5 protein-coding genes are annotated in these 20,482 nt (G+C 69.3%); all 5 read right to left on the bottom strand.

All coding sequences use genetic code 11. The features are described from left to right. Window positions 1-22: 22 nt before the first annotated feature. A complete protein-coding gene (locus QMO14_RS19425) occupies window positions 23-1,363 on the bottom strand; it encodes an HlyD family type I secretion periplasmic adaptor subunit (RefSeq protein WP_301509088.1) in 1,341 nt (446 codons plus the stop codon). Next, entirely contained in the window at window positions 1,335-3,467 is a 2,133-nt protein-coding gene (locus QMO14_RS19420) for a type I secretion system permease/ATPase (protein ID WP_301509087.1), read from the bottom strand. The genes QMO14_RS19425 and QMO14_RS19420 overlap by 29 nt, the downstream gene beginning before the upstream one ends. Then, on the bottom strand, window positions 3,464-4,924 hold the full coding sequence (locus QMO14_RS19415) for a TolC family outer membrane protein (protein ID WP_301509086.1): 1,461 nt from the start codon (window positions 4,922-4,924) through the stop codon (window positions 3,464-3,466). Before QMO14_RS19415 ends, QMO14_RS19420 begins: the two co-directional genes overlap by 4 nt. Continuing rightward, entirely contained in the window at window positions 4,921-6,456 is a 1,536-nt protein-coding gene (locus QMO14_RS19410; RefSeq protein WP_301509085.1) for a tryptophan halogenase family protein, read from the bottom strand. The genes QMO14_RS19415 and QMO14_RS19410 overlap by 4 nt, the downstream gene beginning before the upstream one ends. Before the next feature lie 75 nt (window positions 6,457-6,531). Beyond that, the gene (locus QMO14_RS19405; protein WP_301509084.1) at window positions 6,532-20,412 is read right to left on the bottom strand and encodes an Ig-like domain-containing protein; all 13,881 of its coding nucleotides are present in this window, start codon (window positions 20,410-20,412) and stop codon (window positions 6,532-6,534) included. Window positions 20,413-20,482: the final 70 nt, after the last annotated feature.

Genomic DNA, 20,482 nt, shown 5'->3' with positions numbered 1-20,482 from the left:
TTCGCCTCTCCGATTTTTCGCCTCAGCGCTCGCGCAGTGCTTCGCGCGCCTTGTTGAGCGGCTTGAGCAGGTAGTCGAGCACCGACTTGCTGCCTGTGTGGATGTCCACCGAGGCGATCATCCCGGGCACGATCGGAAAGCTCTTGCCGCTCCTGTTCATCAGGTGGTCGGCGTCGGTGCGGATGTACACGCGGTAGTAGTACACGTCGCGCTTCACGTCGTCCTGGATGGTGTCGGGAGAGATCGTCGTCACCTTGCCCGGCAGGCCGCCGAAGATGGCGTAGTCGTAGGCCGTCACCTTCACCGTCGCGTCCTGCCCCGGGTGGATGAACGCGACGTCGCGCGGAGAGATGCGCGCCTCCACCAGCAGCTTCTCGTCGAGCGGCACGATCTCCATGAGCTTGCCGCCCGGCGGCAGCACGCCGCCCACCGTGGTCACGGCGATGTCCTTGACGATGCCGCGCACCGGCGAAGAAAAGGTCAGGCGCGTGAGCGAGTCGGAGCGCCCGCGCGTCACCGAGCGCTGGGCCTCGATCTCCGCGTTGGCCCTGGCGAGTTCCTCGCGCGCCTTCACGTAGTACTGGCTGCGGATGTCGGCCGCCTTGCTCTCGGCCTCGTTGATCTGCCGCTTCAGGCGCAGCACCTCCACGTCGCTCGCGGCGCCGCGCGACACCAGCGGCTCGGTCAGCGCGAGTTCGCTGCGCATCAGCGACAGCGCCTGCGTCACGCCGGCGAGGCTGCTCGCGAGCTGTTCGCGGCGCGAGCGGTAGAGCGCGGTCTCGGTGCGCACGAGGTCGGTGTCGGACTGCACCTCGGGCGGAAACTCCAGCGCCGTGCCGCCCACCTCTGCCGCCAGCCGCGCCGACATGGCGAGCGCCGCGCGCACGCGGGAAGCGCTTTCCTGCACCGTCGATTCGGTCTTGGTCCGGTCGAGTTGCGCCAGCACCTGCCCTTCATCGACGATGTCGCCCTCGCGCACCTTCAGGTCGACCAGGATGCCGCCTTCGAGCGACTGCACCATCTGCTCCTTCGACGAGGGCACCACCTTGCCGGTGCCGGTCGACACCTCGTCGAGCTCGAAGACCCAGGCCCACGACAGCAGCCCCAGGAGCGCGGCGCTGACGATCCAGACGATCAGCGAGGAGCGCGGCAGCGGTGGCTCGGGCGGCGAGTAGCGCCTGGCCGGGGGCACGGCCGGTGGGTTCTTCTGCGAGACCGGAGTGACGGGGGCGCCCGGCGGCGTGGCATCCGGCCGCGCGGGCAGCTCGGCCGTCTTCTTGCGCCCGGCGTCGGCCACCACCACGGTGCCGCCCGCGGTCCGGGTGGTGCCCGCCTCAGGCATTGTTGTTGCTGTTGTTGCCATGTGAAAGCTCCCCAATAACCCGGTCCCTCGGACCGTCCATCACCACGCGTCCGCCGTCGATCACGATGATGCGATCCACCCAATGCAGCACCGGCATGCGGTGCGTTGCCACCACCAGCGTGCGCGGCGCCAGCCAGTCTTCCAGCGAATCGATGACCTGGCGTTCGGTGACCTCGTCGAAATGCGCGGTGGGCTCGTCCAGCAGCACGACGGCGGGCTGGCGTATGAGCGTGCGCGCGAGCAGCAGCGCCTGCCGCTGTCCGCCCGAGAGGCCGAGACCGCCTTCATGGATCAGCTCGCCCAGCCCCTCGGCGCGCGACTGCACGAAGGGCAAGGCGCCGGCCATGGTGATGGCCTCCATCACCTGCCCGTCGGTCGCCAGCGGCATGCCCATGGTGACGTTCTCGCGAATCGAGCCATGGAAAAGCCGCGCGTTCTGCGTGAGCAGCCCCACGTCGCGGCGCAGGTCGGACGGGTCGATCAGCGAGATATCGAGTGAATCGAGCGACACATGGCCGCGCTGCGGCGCGTGCAGGCCGGCCAGCAGCTGCAGCAGCGTGGACTTGCCCGCCCCCATGCGCCCCAGCAGCGCGACCTTTTCGCCGGGCTGTATCTGCAGCTGCGCGGCCATGAACGCGGGGCTCCTGTCGTCCTTGCCGTAGCGGAAGTCCACGCCCGTGACGTTGTAGCGCCCCTGCAGTGCCGGCACGTGCACCAGGCGCGCACGCTCGGGCTGGTCCACTGGCCGCTGCATGAGCTGGTCGAGCCCGGCGCGCGCCACCTTGGCCTGCTGCCAGCGCGCGAACACGCCCGACAGCTGCGCGAGCGGCGCGATCATGCGCGAGGCGAGGATCGACGAGCCCACCAGCGCGCCGGTCGTCATGTCGCCCCTCATCACCAGGAAGCAGCCCGCCAACAGCATCACCGCGTAGACGATGGTCTGCACCTCCTGCGTCCAGGTCATGAGCAGCCCCGTGAGAAAGCGCTGGCGCATGCTGACGCCGGCCGCGACATCATTGGCGTGGTTCCACTGGTTCTGGAAGCGCGGCTCGGCGCGCATGAGCTTGATGTCCTCCAGGCCCTCGACGGCCTCCACCAGCAGCGCGTTTCGCAGCGCCGATTCGCGCATGCCCTCGCCGGCCAGCCGCGCCAGCGGCTTCTGGATGAGAAGCCCCGGCACTACCAACAGCGGCACCGCCGCCAGCGCCACCAGCGCGAGCGGCCCGGCCACCAGCCACAGCACGACGAGGAAGAGCACGAAGAATGGCAGGTCGGCCACCGCGCCGATGGTGGTGGAGGTGAGCAGCTCCCGCACCTGCTCTACCTCGCGCACCTGCGCGATGAAGGAGCCGGTGGACTTGGAGCGTGCGTCGGTGCGCACCCGCAGCGCATGGCCGAAGACGAGATCGGACACCTTGAGGTCGGCGCGCTTGCCGATCACGTCGGAGATGTGCGTGCGCGACATGCGCAGCAGGAACTCGAAGGCCACGGCGAGCATGACGCCGCCGAACAGCACCCACAGCGTGGCCTCCGACTGCGCGGGCACCACGCGGTCGTAGATCTGCATCGAGAAGATCGTCGAGGCCAGCGCCAGCACGTTGGCGAAGACCGAGGCCAGCACGATGTCGCCGTAGCGGCGCCAGTCGCGCAGGGCGATGGCCCAGAACCAGTCCTTGCGGTAGGGCCGGACGTAGTCGTCCACGCGCGCGTCGGGCACCGCGGTGTTGGGCCGCAGGATGGCGGCCCGCTTCGCGCGCCGGCTCAGTTCGTCGGCCGACAGCGAGGTCTCGAGGCCATGGTCGCCGCCGAGCAGCACGCCCAGCTTTCCGTTGCCGTCGGCCGTGCGCACCACGCCGACTTCGCCGTTGTCGAACTCCACCACCAACGGCAGCCGCCAGGGGTCGAGCTGCGCCCTGGAGAAGGCATCGAGCCGCAGCGCGAGCCCCAGGTGCCGCGCCATGTGGTCGAGCAGCGTGTCCAGCGGCGCGCCGCGTTCCCAGGCCAGCGAGACCCGCACGCTCTCCTGCGAGGCGCCGATGCCGTAGTGGCGGGCGACGTAGAGCATGGCATCGAGCCAGCTGGTGTACTGCGGGGGCAGATTCATGGAAGCAGTTCCATTCCCTGGACAGTGGTGTTGTCGAGGCCGTAGAAGGCGCGGCCCTGTCCGGTCGCGCCGATGTAGCCGATGCGGCTTTCCCAGAGGTCGTGCAGCACGGCCTCCTGGTCGGCCGCGGCCTGGTGGATTTCCTGCTCGGCGTTGAGCAGGTCGAGGATGGAGCGCGTGCCGAGCGTGTACTGCTCGCGGTAGAGGTCGCGCGCCTCGCCGATGCTGCGGCGGCGCTCGGCCAGCACGCCCAGCCTTGCCTGCGCGCCGGCGACCTGCTCGCGCAAGCTGCGCGCCTGGTCGCCCGCATTCAGGCGGGCGGTATCGATGCGCATGCGCGCGGCCTCCTCGGCGGCGGTCGCCGAGCGCACCTGCGCATCCATCGCGCCGCCCTGGTAGATCGCGCTGGAGAGGTTGAACATCACCGTGTGGTGCATGCCATTGCGTTCCATCGTGGAGGGGTTGACGCCGCCCATGGCCTTGTTGGCGGAGACGTCGAGGCTGAGCGTCGGATAGCGCTGCGCCTTCGCCATGTCGAGCTGGGCGGCGGCAACGCGCCGGTCGGCCTCCGCGGTCAGCACGTCGGGAAGGAGGCTGGTGTCCGGCGCCTGGTCGATGCGCAGTTCGCTGGCCAGCTGTTGCGGAAGCGGCGCGACCAGCGCCGGAGCCGCGCCGCCCAGCAGCGTCGCCAGGCGTTCACGCGACTGCGCGAGCAGCGACTTCACCTGCAGCAGGTTGGCGCGAGCGCTCTCGACGCGCGACTCCGCCTGCAGCGGATCGGCCTTGGTGCTCAGGCCCGACTTCGCGCGCAGCCGCGCGGTTTCGAGCACCTTCTCGACGGCCTTGACCTGCTCCTGCGCGATCGCCGCGAGCGACTGGTAGCGATGCGCCCTCACCACGGCCTCGGCGGTCTGCTGTGCGACGGCGTCGATCTGCCGCAGCACGACGGCCTGCTGGCGCCGCACCTGCGCCTCGGACTGCTCGACCGCACCCGAGACCTTGCCGAAGTCGTAGAGCATCTGCGACAGCGAAGCACTAGCCAGAAGGCCGTTGCCGCGGCCCCGGCCGGCGCCCGAGCCGCCGCTGTTGTTGAGGCCGGCGCCCATGCCCAGCTTCACCTGCGGGTAGTAGCCGGCGCGCGCCACCTCGACGCCTCCCGACTGCTGCGCCAGCGTGGCGATGGCATCGGCGATCGAGGGATGGCGCGCCACCGCGCGGCGCACGGCATCGGCCAGCTCCAGCGGTTTCGAGTCTTGCTCGGCCTGCAGGGCCTGCGAGGGCTGCGAGGCCTGCGACGTGGACGACAGCGCAGAGCCGGACCGCGCCCCCAGCTCGCGTGCCAGCGCGCTCGGTGCGAGCTGCCGCGATGGCTTGAGTTCGACGGATTCCTGCGCCGCCGCGGGCAGGCCCGCAAGGGCCAGCCATGCGGCTGCGCAGAGGTGTGTGCCTGGTTTCACGCGGATCGGTCCTCCTTGGAAGAAAAATTGCCGGCTGCGCCGAGTTCGCGCATCCGGGTGATGTAGGCCGCCACGCGCGCACGGCTGGCGGACGGCAGGCCCCGCAGTTCGGCAGCGGCCGCCTCGCGCGGCACCACGCCCAGCGGCGCGGCCACGAAAAGCCAGTTGATGACGTGGAAGATTCCCTGCCACCCGTTGATCGCATAGTTCTGAACGTCGACCATCCGCGGCGTGCGCTGCTGGAAGCACGCCCACAGCTCCGCGTAACTGGGCGGCAGCGGCAGTTCCGCCACGTCGCGCCAGAAGGCGGTGTCGCGCCGCGGGCAGTCGTAGTGCATGCGCAGGAAGTCGCGGATGCCCGACCAGCACCGCGCATTGGCTTCGTTGAAGTCGTCGATCAGGTGCCCCGCCACCACGCCGTCGCCGGCCGCGACGATGCGCTCGAAGTTGCGCAGCTGCTCCAGCATCTGGCCGATGGAGGTCGCTTCCAGCGGCTCGACGAAGCCCGATGCCAGCCCGACCGCCATGACGTTGCCGACCCAGACCTGCTCGAAATGGCCCGGCTCGAACCTGAGCGTGCGCATGGGCTCGATCCCGGGGCCGATGCGGCGATGGATCTCGTCGACGACCTGTGCCTCGTCGGCATGGGCGCTGCTGAAGACGTAGCCTGCGCCCACGCGATCCACCAGCGGTATCTGCCACATCCAGCCCGCGGGCATCGCGATCGCTCGCGTGACCAGCGAAGGATTGGGCTGTGGATGCGGCATGTGGAAGGGCACGGCGCGATCGAGCAGCAGGTACTCGGAGAACGATCGCCAGCGCACGCCCAGCTTGCCGCCGATGCCCAGCCGCGCCAGCCCGGAGGCATCGATCAGCAGGTCGAGTTCGACGGTCTCCTCGGCGCCTTCGAGCCGCACGGCCCGCGCCATGCCTTGCGCGTCGCAAACGAGTTCCTCGACGCGGGCCTGCTGGTGCACCACGCCGCGCGAGACGGCCACGCGACGCAGGTAGTCGGCCAGCTTGTGGCTGTCGAAATGAAAAGACGCTGACAGGCCGGAGCTCGCACCGAGCTGGAGCATCGCCGCGGCCTGCTGCTGCGACGCATTGACGGCGATCGACGCGAAACCCGGTATGTACCGGTGAAGCTCGATGCCCTCGTGCACCATGCCCGAGAGAAGCGGATGGAAGCCGGCTTCCATCCAGTCGATCTCCTGCAGGCCGGGCCGGCCGAAGAGATGGTAGTAGCGGTCGTCGTCGTCCCCGGTGCGCCAGCCTTCGTAGCAGAAGCCCAGCTTGAAGGCAGCACCGGTCTCCCGCACGAATTCGTTGAGTCCGATGCCGTTGCAGCGCAGCGCATCGATCAGGTTGAGCAGGCCGCCCTCGCCGACACCGACGATGCCGATGGCGGGCGACTCGATCACGCGCACCTCGACCTGCGGCGCGAACAGACGGCGCAGCGTGAGTGCCGAGAACCAGCCTGCGGTCCCGCCGCCGATGACGACGGCGCGGGAGATGTTGCGAAGATTCAGCATATGCGTGGGTTCATGGGCCCGGCCGAGAAGAAGGGCGCGCACGGAGCGCACCCTTCTCCCTTCCGGCAAGGAGCCTCAGGCCAGCACGAGCTGGTGGTTGGCCAGCAGCGTCGCGAGGTCGGTGGTCACGCCGTTGAGCGTGATCAGCTGCGTCGCCGAGTAGGCGCCGCCCGATCCGTCGCGGTCGATGTACAGCGTGGTATTTCCGCCGCTGACAACCACGCTCAGGTAGTTGCCGATGGTCTCGCCCGCGTCCATCGTGGCCACGCCATTGATGTAGCGCGCCGCGCCGTCGGCATCCGCCTGATAGCCCACCAGCAGTTCCCGCAGGTCGATGCGGTCCGCATTGGCCGTGGCCTCGAAGGTTCCGACCGTGAACGAGTTCGCAGAGTCGGCGCCGTTGCCGCCGGTGGCATCGCTGGAGGCGAGCAGCCTGTAGAGCAGCGTGTCGCGGCCTCCTCCCGTGAGGTTGAAGACATCGTTGCCGCCACGCCCCTCGAACTGGTTGTCGGCAGCGTTGTCGGTGAAGACGTCTGCGCCGCTCCCGCCGGCAAGGCCCTCGATGTTGCTGAAGGTCGCTGTGCCGAAGCCGGTGTTCTGCGCGCCGCCCTTGCTCAGGTCGATCGTCAGCGGCGTGTTGCCGGCGAGTTTGTAGTCAACGACGTCGACGCCGCCGGTGTTGCTCCATGCCCTGACGCCAGACACCGTCACCGTGCCCCCGCCGCCCTCGTACTTGTCGTTGCCGAGGGTGGCGAAGAAGGTGTCGTTGTAGCCGGTGCCGACGATGCCGTTGCCGATGTCGGCATTGGTGACGTTGGTCCCGGACTCGGCGGTCAGCACGAAGGCATGGTTCGCCGCGCCGGTCTTCAGGCCGGTCCAGGCCGTATTGACGTTCTCGATCGTGTTGCCGCCGAGGCTGTCCGCACCCCCGACGTCCGCCGCCTTGCCGTTGGCGATGCGCAGAAGTGCGAGGGTGTAGGTCTCGCTCGCATCGAGCCCGTAGAAATCGACGATCGCCGAGCTGTCGTTGGTCTGGTTGCCGGACTGCGGGTTGATCATCTGCGTGCTCACCAGCTTGCCCTTCGAATCGAAGAGCTGCACCGTGTTGCCGTACAGCGCATTGATGCCCTGCGCATCGAGGATGCGGAAGTGCAGCGACGTGCCGTCGGCCACCGTGTTGGTGTTGGTGATGAACTTCGTGGTGCCCAGTTGCGTGAATGCCAGCAGGTCGCGGTCCCCGTCCCAGTCGATGTCCACCGCCACGGCGCCGGTGACGAGGTTGCTTTTCGCCGCGCTGCCGTTCCAGAAGCCGATCTCGTTCTGCCCACCGAGCAGGTTGGTGGTGTCGAACTTGACCTGACTCGCCGAACTCGTGTTCGTGTAGAGATTGATCGGTCCCGACATGCCATAGATCGTCTGGCCACCGGTAGGGCCGAAGCCTGGCAGCTCGATGGCATCCATCTTGCCGTCGCCGTTCCAGTCCACCGCGATCGAGGGTCCGCCTTGCAGTCGCTTCATCGCCGGGGTGGTGCCATTCCATCCGAAGTAGGAGTCGTTGAGCAAGTACATGCCCGACGGCTGTTCGCCGACACCGGCATATTTCGACCCGTAGTCCATCTTCAGCTTGCCGGCACCATCGTTGAAGAGGATGCGGCTCTGGTACTGCGCATCGGTCGTGGTGCCGTAGCCTCGGCTGAGGAAAAGGTCCATGTAGCCGTCGCCGTTGAAGTCGGCCCAGGTCATGGAGATGCCGTTGCCATAGCCCGGATCGTCGTCCGCGCGCTGGAAGGTCTTCTCGATGATCTGGGTGTTCTCCCAAGTGCCATCGCCCTTGTTGGTGGCGACGACCAGGCGGTACTGGTTCGTGCTCCTGGCCACGTAGGCGTTGGCGCCGGGGTCGTCGTACGGCCCGCCGAGCTTCGTGGTGCCAGCGGTCGCGTGATAGACCAGGTCGATCTTGCCGTCATTGTTCAGGTCGACGCCCGACAGTTCCATGTCGAAGGTGGCGTTGTAGTAGTTGCTCGAATACGGCGCGCTCGAGCTGGACGCCTTGGCGTCGGTGTAGCCGCCATCCTTCACCATGCCCAGGATGCTGCCGTCCATGTTCAGCACGATCTGCGAGTCGTAGCCGCCGCCGCTGGTGGCGTCGTTCGGCGTCTGGTCGCCGTAGGCCATGTCGACGAAGCCATCGCCGGTCTTGTCGAAGGCCACCACGCCGCCGAACCAGCTGTAGGTGTTCGCGCTGCCTGCGGTGAGCTTGTCGCCGCCCGCCGCGGACGGTGCGCCGACCTGCACTGCCGTATACCTGCTGCCATCGAAGATGAAGGCTTGCTGGCCGTCGTCATAGGTGCTGTCTTCCGCGAACAGGTCCATGTGCCCGTCGCGGTTGAAGTCCATGAACGTGGCGTTCTGTACGTAGTTGCGTCCGGCATAGGGACTGCCGTAGTTGCTGAAGAGGGAGGTCTGCTGGAAGCTGCCCAGCGAAGCACTGTCGCTCCCGTTGGCGTCGAGCATCGTCTGGTTGCTGTGGATGCGCCACATGCCGTTTTCTCCCAGCGTGTACGCGGTCGCCTTCTGGTTCGGATCGCTCGCCACCGATCCGACAGTCACCGTCGGTGCCGCGGCGACGATCAGCTCGCCGGTGGTGGCGTCGTCGGTAAGCTGTGCTCCCGCGGCATTCTTGACCACCGCGCGGACGTCGTAGGTCCCCACTGCGATGGCCGAGGAAACCTGCACATACCAGGTCTCGTGCTGCGAGTCGACCACCACCGAGCCATCGGCCGAGCTGTAGGTCTTGCCGGCGATCGTGACCTCGAGATACTGGCCATTGGCCAGCTTGAAGGGGATGCTGCCCGAGACGAGCGGCGTGGTGTCGACGGTCGTCTGGCGGTTGACCGTGATGGCGTAGTCGACGGTCAGGCTGAAATTGCCGGACAGGCTGCCCTGCGTGCCCGCGGCGGTCGCCACGGCGGCGCGATAGGTGTGGGTCGAGCCGTCCGCGAGAACGCCGAGGTCGTAGGTCCAGGCGGTGCCGCTCACCGTCGCCGTTCCCAGCAGCGTGGAGCCTTCGTAGACATTCACGGTGTCACCGGTGCCGAGCGCCGCCGTCAGCGTACCGGTGAGCACCGGGTTCGCGTCGTCGGTGGTGGTGCCGCTGCCGAAGGTGCCCTTGACCGGGCCCGCATCGTCGATGTAGCCGGTGATCTTTGCCTCGGTGGCCGGCACCTTCGTGTCGACCGTGAAGCTCAGCGGTGCCGATTTCGGGCCTTCGTTGCCAGCGCTATCGACGTTGCTCGCCGTCAGGCTGTGGGCGCCGTCAGCCAGCTTCTTGTCGGCGTCGGGGGTGAAGCTCCACTTGCCGGAGCCGTCCGCCGTCGCGGAGCCGATCAGCGTGCCGTTGTCGTAGACCTTCACCACGCCGTTGGGTTCGGCACCTCCGCCGCTCAGGTCGGGGCGGGCGTCGTTGGTTGCACCGCCAGCGGCGATGACGCCGACGACGGGAGCCACGTCATCCACGGCGCGGTCGATGGAAGGCGCGGTCGCGGGAGCGACCGTATCGATGGTGAGGGCGAGCACTGCCGACGCGGGGCCTTCGTTGCCGGCGGCATCCACGTTGCGCGCCGTCAGGCTGTGGGCGCCGTCGGCCAGTTCCTTGCCAGCTTCGAGCGTGAAGCTCCACTTGCCGGAGCTGTCCGCCGTCGTGGAACCGATCAGCTTGCCGTTGTCGTAGATGTTCACCATGCCGTTGGGCTCGGTTCCCGTCCCTCTCAGCTCGGGGCGGGCGTCGTTGGTCATGCCTCCTGACGCGATGGAGCCCGTGATCGGAGCGACATCGTCCACGGCACGATCGATGGAAGGTGTGCCCGTCGGCGCGATCGTGTCGACCGTGAAGACCATCGCCGTCGACTGCGAGCCCTCGTTGCCCGCCGCATCGACGTTTCTCGCCGTGAGCCTGTGCAGGCCATCGGCGAGCTCCTTGCCCGCCGCGGGCGTGAAGCTCCAGTTGCCTGACGCATCAGCCGTCGCGGTGCCGATCAGCGTACCGTTGTCGTAGATGTGAACGGTGCCGTTCGGCTCCGCGCCCGAGCCCTTCAGCTCGGGACGCGCATCGTTGGTCGTGCCGCGCGATGCGATGGCTCCCGTGACCGGTGCGACGTCGTCCATGGCGCTGTCGATGGAAGGCGTCGTCGCGGGCGCGGTCCGGTCGACGGTGAGCGTGAACTCCGCCGAAGCGCTGCCCTGGTTGCCCGCCGCGTCCTCGACGCGGGCGGTGTAGCGGTAGGTGCTGCCATCGTCGAGGCCCTTGTCCTCGAAGCTCCAGGCGTTGCCGCTCACCGCGGCGATGCCGATGCGCGTGCCGTTGCGGTAGACCGCAACCACCTCGTTGGCCGCGAGCGGCGCCGAGAGCGTGCCGTTGAGCTGGGGCGTCGCATCGTTGGTCGTGCTGCCGGATGCGAAGTTGCCCTTCTGCGGATCGCGGTCGTCGGAGAAGTCGGTGATGGCCACCTTCTGCACGGGGGCAGTCAGGTCGAGCGTGACGGAGTGGGCCACGCTCTCCGCCCCCTGGTTGCCGCCGGCACTCACGACTCGGGCGGTGTACTTGTAGGTCGCGCCGTCGGTGAGGCCCTTGTCGAAGAAACGCCAGCTGGTGTTTGTCACCGTGGCGGTGCCGATCACGGCGCCGTTGCGCAGCACCTCGACCACCTCGCCCGTGTTCAGGGCGGCGGAGATCGAACCGATGAGCACCGGGTCGGCGTCATTGGTCGTCCCGCCGTCGGCCACTGCGCCGCGGTCCGGTTCGACGTTGTCCTGCACACGCACGATCTGCACCGTCTGCGTGACCGTGGAGGTGATGACGGTGAAGCGCAGGCTGTTCGAGGCGGCGCCGGCGTTGCCGGCCATGTCCATGACCCTGGCCTCGTAGGTGTAGGTGGTGCCGTTCGAAAGGCCGATGTCGTTGAAGACCCAGTCGGTACCGCTGACGGTCGCGTTGCCCACGTACACGCCGTTGCGGAACACGCGCAGCTGCTCCGATCTGGCCAGCACGGCGGAGAGGGTGCCCTCCAGCCTGGGCGAATCGTCGTTGGTGCTTCCGTTGGCAGGAATGCTGCCCGAGATTGGGTCGACGTTGTCGATGGCGCGCGAGAGCGTCACGGTCTGCGACGGTGTCACCGTGTCGATGATGAAGACCATCGGCGCCGACTTCGGCCCTTCGTTGCCGGCCGCGTCGACACTGCTCACCCTGAGGCTGTGCACGCCCTCGGCCAACTCCTTGCCGGATGCGGGCTCGAAGCCCCACTTGCCGGAGGCATCGGCCTTGGTGCTGCCGATCAGCACGCCGTTGTCGTAGACGTTCACCGTGCCGTTGGGCTCGGCGCCCGAACCCTTGAGCTCCGGACGCGCGTCGTTGCTCGTGTCGCCCTGGGCGATCGGGCCCTGGACCGGATCGACGTTGTCGGTGACGCTGTCGATCGCCGGTGCGGCCGACGGGGCGACGGCGTCCACCGTCAGCGTGAAGTTCGCCGAGGTGGTGCCCTTGGTGCCGGCGGCGCTCGCGATGGCCGCGGTGTAGGTGTGCGTGCTTCCGTCGGCCAGCGTCGGCAGCTTGAACTCCCACGCGGTGCCGTTCACGGCAGCGGTACCAAGCAGCACGCCGCCTTCGAGGATCTGCACGACCTCGCCGGTCTTCAGGCCCGAGACGGTGCCCTTGAGCACCGGCGTGGTGTCGTTGGTGCTCGTGCCGCTGGCGTAGTCGCCGGCATTCGGCTCGATGTCGTCGGCGTAGGCGGTGATGGCCACCGCATTGCCGGCGGTCGGCGTCGAGGTGTCGATGGCCACGGTGCGGGCATCGAGCGCGGCGAGGTTGCCGGCGGTATCGACCACGCGCACCCTGTACTCGTGGCTGCCGTCGGTGAGCACCCGGCCGTCGACGTAACTCCAGCTTCCGCCGCTGACGATCAGGTTGGCCCAGGTGGCGCCGCCGTCGACGCTGATCTGCGCGGTTTCGTCGGAAGCCAGCGTGCCGGTCAGCCTGCCGTTGATGGTCAGGCTGGTATCGCTGGTGATGAAGTCGCCCGCGACGCCGGTGTCGGTACTGATCGACGCGATGTCGATGGCGACGCCCGCCGAGTGCTGGGTGTCGATCACCACGCGCTGGCTGGCCGATTTGCCGGCATTGCCGGCGGCATCGACGACGCGTGCCTGGAAGACGTAGTCGCCCGCCGCGAGCGGCACGGAGGTGTTGTCGAGCCGGTAGGTGTTGCCCGAGACCAGCGTCGCATCGCGCCAGCTCGTGCCGTTGTCGAGCGAGACCTGCACCTTCTCGCCGGTTCCGGCCGCGGCGTCCAGCGTCACCGTCACGACGAGGGTGGTGTCGCTGGTGATGAAGTCGCTCGCGCTGGCGCCGGTGTCGTCGCTGATCGCGGTGATCGTTGCCGCCTGCGTCGGTGCGGTGGTACCGACCGTGAAGGCCAGCGGTGCCGACCTCGGTCCTTCGTTGCCGGCCGCATCGACGCTGCTCGCCGTCAGGCTGTGCGCGCCGTTGGCCAGCGGCTTGCCGGCGTCGGGCGTGAAGCTCCACTTGCCCGAGCCGTCGGCGACCGCGGTGCCGATCGGCGTGTCGTTGTCGTAGACCTTCACCGTGCCGTTGGGCTCGGCCCCTGCGCCCTTCATCTGGGGACGGGTTTCGTTGGTCGTGCTGCCGGAGGTGATCGGGCCGACGACCGGTGCCGTTGCATCCATGACGCTGTCGATTGAAGGTGCCGCGGCGGGCGCGGTCCGGTCGATGGTCAGCGTGAAGGCGGCCGAGGCCTGGCCTTCGTTGCCTGCCGCATCCTCGACCTTGGCGGTGTAGCTATAAGTGGCGCCGTCGGAGAGGCCCGCATCCTGGAAGCTCCAGGCCGTGGCGCCGGCCATGGTGGCGGTGCCGATGCGCTTGCCGTCCCTGTAGATCACCACGGCCTCGCCCGCCGCGAGCGCGGCGTTCAGCGTGCCGTTGAGCTGCGGCGTGGTGTCGTTGGTGATGCTGCCCGAGGCGAAGCTGCCCTGCTGGGGGGCCTGGTCGTCGGTGTAGCCGGTGATGGCCGCCGTCTGGCTCGGCGCGACGAGGTCGAGCGTGATCGCGTAGGCCGCGCTCTTCGCGCCCTCGTTGCCGCCGGAGTTGACGACGCGCGCGGCGTAGCTGTAGGTCGTTCCGTCGGAAAGGCCCGTGTCGCGGAAGCTCCAGGTCGTGCCCGTCACGGTGGCGTTGCCGACCACCTTGCCGTCGCGCAGCACCTCGACCACGTCGCCCGCGTTCAGCACGGTGGAGATCGAGCCGCCGAGCGTCGGCGCGGTGTCGTTGGTCGTGCCGCCGTTGGGCACGTTGCCCTTCACCGGAGCGGCCTGGTCGTCCACCCTCAGGATCTGGACGGTCTGCGTGACGCCCGAGGTGTTGACCGTGAAGCGCAGGCTGTTGGAGGCGGCTCCGGCATTGCCGGCCGCGTCCATGACCCTCGCCTCGTAGGTGTAGGTGGTGCCGCTGGCGAGGCCCGCGTCCTCGAAGGTCCAGGCGGTGCCGGTGACCTTGGCGACGCCGGCGAGCAGGCCGTTGCGGAACACGTTCAGCCGCTCGGTGCCGCTCAGCGGCGCAGAGAGGGTGCCCTCCAGCGTCGGCGTGTCGTCGTTGGTGGTGCCGTTGGCGGGGATGTCGCCCGAGACCGGGTCGACGTTGTCGATGGCGCGGACCAGCTTCACCGTCGGCGCCGGCGCTGCGGTGTCGATGCGGATCGCATGCGCGTTCGATTCGGCGCCCGAGTTGGAAGCCGCGTCCTGCACACGGGCCGTGTAGACGTAGGTGGCGCCGTCGGAGAGGCCGCTGTCGGCATAGCTCCAGTGCGTGGCGTCGGTCATGGTCGCGAAGCCGATTTCCTTGCCGTCGCGCAGCACCACGACCTTCTCGCCCGCCTGCAGCGCGGCCGAGATGGTGCCGGTGACCTGCGGTGCGGTGTCGTTGGTGTAGCCATCGTTCGGCACCGAGCCCTGCTGCGGATCGACGTCGTCGTTCACGGCCGTGATGCTGGCCTTGGTGGACGGACCCGAGAGCTTCAGCGTGATGACGTAGGGCGAGGAGGCGGTGCCGCCGCCGCCCGCGGCGTCCTCGACGCGCACGGTGTAGCTGTAGGTCGAGGCGTTGGCGAGGCCGCTGGTGTCGGTGTAGGACCAGCTCGTGCCCGAGATCGACGCGGTGCCGATCCTGACGCCGTCGCGATAGACGGCGACGAACTCGTTGCCGGCCAGGCTGCCCGACACGGTACCTCTGAGTTCAGGCTGGGAGTCGTTGGTGGTGCCGCCGCTGGCAACGTCGCCCTGCACCGGGTCTGCGTTGTCGAACACGGTCGAGATCGTGGCCGCCTGCGTCGGCACGGAGGTGTCGACGGTGATGGCGTAGCTGCCCGAGACGGCGCCCCGGTTGCCGGCCGCGTCCTCCACGCGCGCTGTGTAGGTGTAGGTGCGGCCGTCGCTCAGGCCGGTGTCGTCGAAGGTCCAGTGGGTGGCGTCGGTCATCTTCGCGGTGCCGATGACGGCGCCGTCGCGCAGCACGACCACCTTCTCGCCGGCCTGCAGCGGCGCGGAGACGGTGCCCGCCACCTGCGGCGCGGCGTCGTCGGTGAAGCCGCCGTCCGCCACGGCGCCCTGCAGCGTGCCGCGGTCGTCGTTGATCGAGACGATCGCGGTCGATTGCGAGGGCGCGACGGTGTCGACCGTGAACGCCAGCGCCGCGGACTGCGGGCCTTCGTTGCCGGCTGCATCGACGTTGCTCGTCGTGAGGCTGTGGGCGCCGTTGGCGAGCTCCTTGCCGGCTTCGGGCGTGAAGCTCCACTTGCCGGTGGCGTCCGCCGTGGCAGTGCCGATCAGCGTGCCGTTGTCGTAGATCCTGACGGTGCCGTTCGGCTCGGCGCCCGAGCCCTTGAGTTCGGGGCGCGCGTCGTTGGTGGTGCCGCCCTGGGCAATGGACCCGGTCACCGGTGCCACGTCGTCCAGGAAGCTCTCGACGACCGGCGCCGTGGTGGGCGCGCGCTGGTCGATCGTGAGCGCGAAGACCGCCGAGGCTCCGCTCTGGTTGCCCGCGGCATCCTCGATGCGGGCCGTGTAGCTGTAGCTGTTGCCGTCGACGAGGCCGGCGTCCTGGAAGGTCCAGGCGGAGCCGCCGGACAGGGTGGCGGTGCCCAGGCGCACGCCGTCGCGGTAGATCACCACCGAGTCGCCGGCGTTGAGCGTTCCGCTGATCGTGCCGTTCAGCAGCGGCGAGGTGTCGTTGATGGCGCTGCCCGACGCGAAGGTGCCCGTCTGGGGTGCCTGGTCGTCGGTGCAGCTGACGATCGCGACGGACTGCGAGGGCGCGGCGGTGTTCACGGCCAGCGAGAAGTCGGCCGAGGCCGTGCCCTTGTTGCCCGCCGCATCGGCGATCACGGCGACGTAGGTGTGCCTGCTGCCGTTGGCCAGCGTCGGCAATGCGAAGGTCCAGGCGGTGCCGTTCACGGCGGCCGTGCCCAGCAGCACCGAGCCTTCGAAGATCTGCACGACGTCGCCCGCCTTCAGGCCCGAGACGGTGCCCTTGAGCACCGGCGTGGTGTCGTTCGTGCTGGTGCCGCTGCCGTAGTCGCCCAGGTTGGGCGCGACGTCGTCGGTGTAGGCCGTGATGTCGACGGCATTGCCGGTGGTGGGGCCGCTTGCGTCGATGACCACGAGCTGCGAGCCCGGCTGGGTCGCATTGCCGGCCGCATCCACCACGCGCGTCAGCACGGTGTAGCTGCCATCAGCCAGCGAGACGGCCGTGTTGTCGAACTGGTAGCTGCCGCCACCCGACGGCGTGGCGTCGTTCCAGGTCTTGCCGTTGTCCAGCGAGACCTGCACCTTGGCGCCGGCCTCCACGGCCGAGTCGACCTTGATGGTGAGCACCAGGGTGCGGTCGCTGGTGATGAAGTCGCTGCCGCTCGAGCCGGTGTCGTCGCCGATGGCGGCGAGCGTGGCCTTGGTGGTGGGCGGGGTGGTGTCCACGTTGACGGTGAAGGAGCCCGACTGCGGGCTCTCGTTGCCCACGGGGTCGACGGCCGTGGCGCCGAGGCGGTGCGTGCCCTCGGTCAGCGGCGTGGTCGGCGTGAAGCTCCAGCTGCCGTCGGCCTTGACGGTCGTGCTGCCGAGGACGCTGCCGTTGTCGTAGACCTTGATCACATCGCCCGGCGTGGCACCGCTGCCCGTGAGCGTGGGCGTGGCGTCGTCGGTGGGACCGCCGTTGGCGACCGGACCCTGCACCAGGCCGACGTCGTCGACGGCGCCGGCGATGGACGGCACCTCGGGCGCGGTGGTGTCGATGGTCAGCGCGATGGTGGCGTCGCCCTGCTTGCCCGCGGCGTTCACCGCGGTGGCGGTGTAGCTGTGCGTGCCTTCCTTCTGCAGGGGCAGCGTGAAGCGCCAGTTGCCGCCCCCGTCCGCCGCGGTGGAGCCGAGGACGGTCGAGCCCTCCTTGACGGTCACGATCGCGCCGGCCGTGGCCTTGCCTACGAGCGAGGGCGTGGTGTCGTCGGTGCGGGCGCCGGGCGCGAGGTTGCCCTTGATGCTGCCCTGGTCGTCGGCGATCTGCTCGATGCTGACGACGACGTCGCTCGAGTCGACCGTGAAGTCCAGCACCGCGCTGGCGGCGCTGGTGTTGCCCGCGGCGTCGGTGACGGTATGCGTGATGCGGTGCGTGCCACGCCCCAGCGGCGTGCTGGGCGTGATGCTCCAGGCGCCGTCGGTGGCGGCGGTGAAGCTGCCGATGAGCGCGCCGCCGTCATACAGGCGCACGGTGTCGCCGGCCTTCAGGCCGCTGCCGCTGAAGGTGGGCGTGGTGTCGTCGGTGGTGGCACCGGCCACGATCGCGCCCTGCACCGGGCCCTGGTCGTCGAAGGCGACGACCGTGTCGGGCGTGGCCGGAGCCGTCGTGTCGAGCACGACCGGATAGAGGCCCGTGCGCGGGCTGGCCTGGCCTGCGCCATCGACCGCCTGGGCGCTCAGGTTCTTGACGCCGTCGCCGCTCAGCGGACTGGTGGTGACGCTCCAGGTGCCGTTGGCGGCGACGCTGGTGGAGCCCACGGCCACGCCGTCGGCATACACGGTGACCACCGTGCCGGCCGTGCCGGTGCCGTTGAGCGTGAGCGTGGTGTCGTCGGTGCTGGCGTCGCGAGCGACGTTGCCCGTGACGCTGCCCCTGTCGTCGATCACGCCGATGATGGCCGGCGCTGCGGGCGGATCGCCCACCAGCGTGAAGGTCGATGCCGGCGTGGCGGCGCCGATGTTGCCCGCCGCGTCCACGGCGCGTGCCGTGAGGCTGTGCGCGCCCAGGGCCAGCGGCAGGTCGGGCGTGAAGCGCCAGCTGCCGTCGGCGTTGACCGCCGTGCTGCCGATGAGCGTGCCGTTGTCGTAGACGTTGATGACCGAGACCTGCGCCGGGTCGGCCTTGCCGGTGTACTCGGGCTTGCTGTCGTCGGTCTTCGCGCCGGCGGCCAGGGTGCCCTGCACCGGGCCCACGTCGTCCAGCACCTGGATAAGGGACGAATCGAGCGCGGGCGGCGGCGTGAGGTCGACGGTGAGCCGGAAGTCATTCGAACGCGGGCTCTCGTTGCCTGCCGCGTCGGTGAGCGTGTAGCCGATGCTGTGCGCGCCCTCGGCGAGCGGGGACGCGGGCGTGAGCGTGCCGGTGGTCGGGTCGTAGGTGGCGGCGACCTTGTTGCCGTCGACGTACAGCGACGGCGTCAGGCCGGCTGCGACGGAGGCGATCTTGAAGCCCGGCGTGGTGTCGTCGGTGAAGGACGCGGTGCTGGCCGCGTTCTGGACCGCGCCGGCGTCGTCGACGTAGCCGGCCACGGCGTCCGGGCGGGCCGGCGGCGTGGTGTCGACGTTGACCACGAAGGCGGCCGAGTGCTGGCTCTGGTTGCCCACCGGGTCGGTGGCCGTCACGGTGAGCTTGTGCTCGCCCTCACCCAGCGGCGAGGTCGGGCTGGCCGTTGTGAAGCTCCAGCGTCCGTCGGACTGCACCGTGGTGCTGCCGATGGCGCTGCCGTTGTCGAAGACGGTGATGAGGTCGCCCGGCGTCGCGCCGCTTCCGCTGAGCGTGGGCCTGGTGTCGTCGCTCGCGGCGCCGCTGGAAAGCGCGCCCTGCACCGAACCGGTGTCGTCGACGACCGACGCGATCACCGGCACGGCCGGCGGCGTGGTGTCGATGGTCAGCGAGAACGTGGTCTCGCTGCTGGTGCCGGCGGCGTTCACCGCGGTGGCCTTGTAGCTGTGCGCGCCTTCCGCCTGCGTGGGCAGCATGAGGTTCCAGTTGCCGTTGGCATCCGCCGTGGTGGAGGCGAGGACCGTGGAGCCTTCCTTGATGGTCACGACGGCGCCAGCCGTGGCGGTGCCGACGATCGTGGGCATGACGTCGTCGGTGAAGCCGGCCGGGCGCGTCTTGATCTGCTGCCCTTGCCTGGTTTCCCCCGCCTTGGTGACGCTGACGGCCACCGCCGACGTGTCGACGGTGAAGGACAGCGGTGCGCTGGCGGCGCTGGTGTTGCCGGCCGCGTCGGTGATGGTGTGCGTGATGCTGTGCGCGCCCTGGCCGAGGCCGGTCGGCGTGAGTTCCCAGCTGCCGTCGGACTTGACGGTCGCGCTGCCGATCGGCGTCGCGCCGTCGTAGACCTTGACGATATCGCCCGGCGTCGCCCCGCTGCCGGCGAAGGTCGGCGTGGTGTCGTCGGTGGAGCCGCCGTTGCCGAACGCGCCCTGCACCGGACCGAAGTTGTCCGAGGCGGACACAGTGGCCGGCGCGGCCGGTGCCGTGGTGTCGAGCACGGCGCTGTCGCTCGCCGTCGGCCTGGAGGCATTGCCCGCCAGGTCCTGGCTGATCGCAGCGACGCGGATCGGCGCGCCTTCGGCCGGGTTGGGGAACGAGACATCGACGAAGCCCTTGGCGACATCCGTCGCGGACAGCTTCAGCTCGAGATTGCGGGTGCCGTCGGTGATGCTGATCGCATCGCCTTCAGCGGCGCCGGAGACGAGGGTGACCCGCACGGTCACGTCGGATCCCTTCTCCTTGGCGTTGATGAAGCCGTCGTTGTCGACGTCGTTGACGATCGTCACGGCGATGACGGGCGCCACGCTGTCGACCGTGGCCATGGCGGGCTGGCTGGCGTTGCCGGCCGCGTCGGTGGCAATCACGCGCAGCTGGGTGCCGTTCATCGCGGGTGTCGCGGGCGTGATGCTGTATTCGCCATTGCTGCCTGCGGTCGCGCTGCCGACGAGGTTGCCCGCGCTGTCCCTGATGGTGACCAGCGAGCCTGCTTCGGCGGTGCCGGCGATGGTGCTGCCCGAGGTCGGCTTGACCGTCGGGGCATCGGGGGCCTTGCTGTCGACCTTGGCCGTGGCGGGCGCGCTGGTGTTGCCAGCCGCGTCGGTGGCGGTCACGCTCAGCTCGGTGTCGTGCGCCGGGGGCGTTGCGGGCTTGACGACGTAGTTGCCGTTGGCGTCCGCCGTCGCGCTGCCGACGCTGTTGCCGGCGCCGTCCTTGACGAGAACGAGCGAGCCCGCTTCGGCCGCGCCTGTGATGGTGCCGCCGCTCGTGGGCTTGACGGTGGGCGCGTTCGGGGCGGCGCTGTCCACCGTGGCCGTGGCAGCAGGGCCGGTGTTGCCCGCCGCATCGGTGGCCGAGACGCCGAGCGTCGTGCCATGCGCCACGGGGGTCGCGGGTTTGACGGCGTAGTTGCCGTTCGCATCGGCCGTCGCGCTGCCGATCAGCTTGCCGGCACCGTCCTTGACGGTGACCACCGAGCCGGATTCGGCCGTGCCAGTGATCGAGGCACCGTTGGTCGGGGCGACCGTGGGTCTTGCCGGAGGCAGGGCGTCCACAGTGGCGGAGGCCGCGGCGCTGGCGTTGCCCGCTGCATCGGTGGCCACCGCGGTGATCTTCGCGCCGTCTTCCAGCGGCTTGGCAGGCGTGACGGTGTAGAGGCCATCTAGGCCATCT

Origin of the sequence: Variovorax sp. CAN15 (assembly GCF_030462475.1) — a bacterium.
Lineage (GTDB): Bacteria > Pseudomonadota > Gammaproteobacteria > Burkholderiales > Burkholderiaceae_C > Variovorax.
This window is presented reverse-complemented; position numbering and strand designations above follow the sequence as displayed.

Bases quoted from the DNA above. Each gene is read 5' to 3' on its own strand.
- QMO14_RS19425 (WP_301509088.1), bottom strand. From the start codon at position 1,363: ATGGCAACAACAGCAACAACAATGCCTGAGGCGGGCACCACCCGGACC.
- QMO14_RS19420 (WP_301509087.1), bottom strand. From the start codon at position 3,467: ATGAATCTGCCCCCGCAGTACACCAGCTGGCTCGATGCCATGCTCTAC.
- QMO14_RS19410 (WP_301509085.1), bottom strand. From the start codon at position 6,456: ATGCTGAATCTTCGCAACATCTCCCGCGCCGTCGTCATCGGCGGCGGG.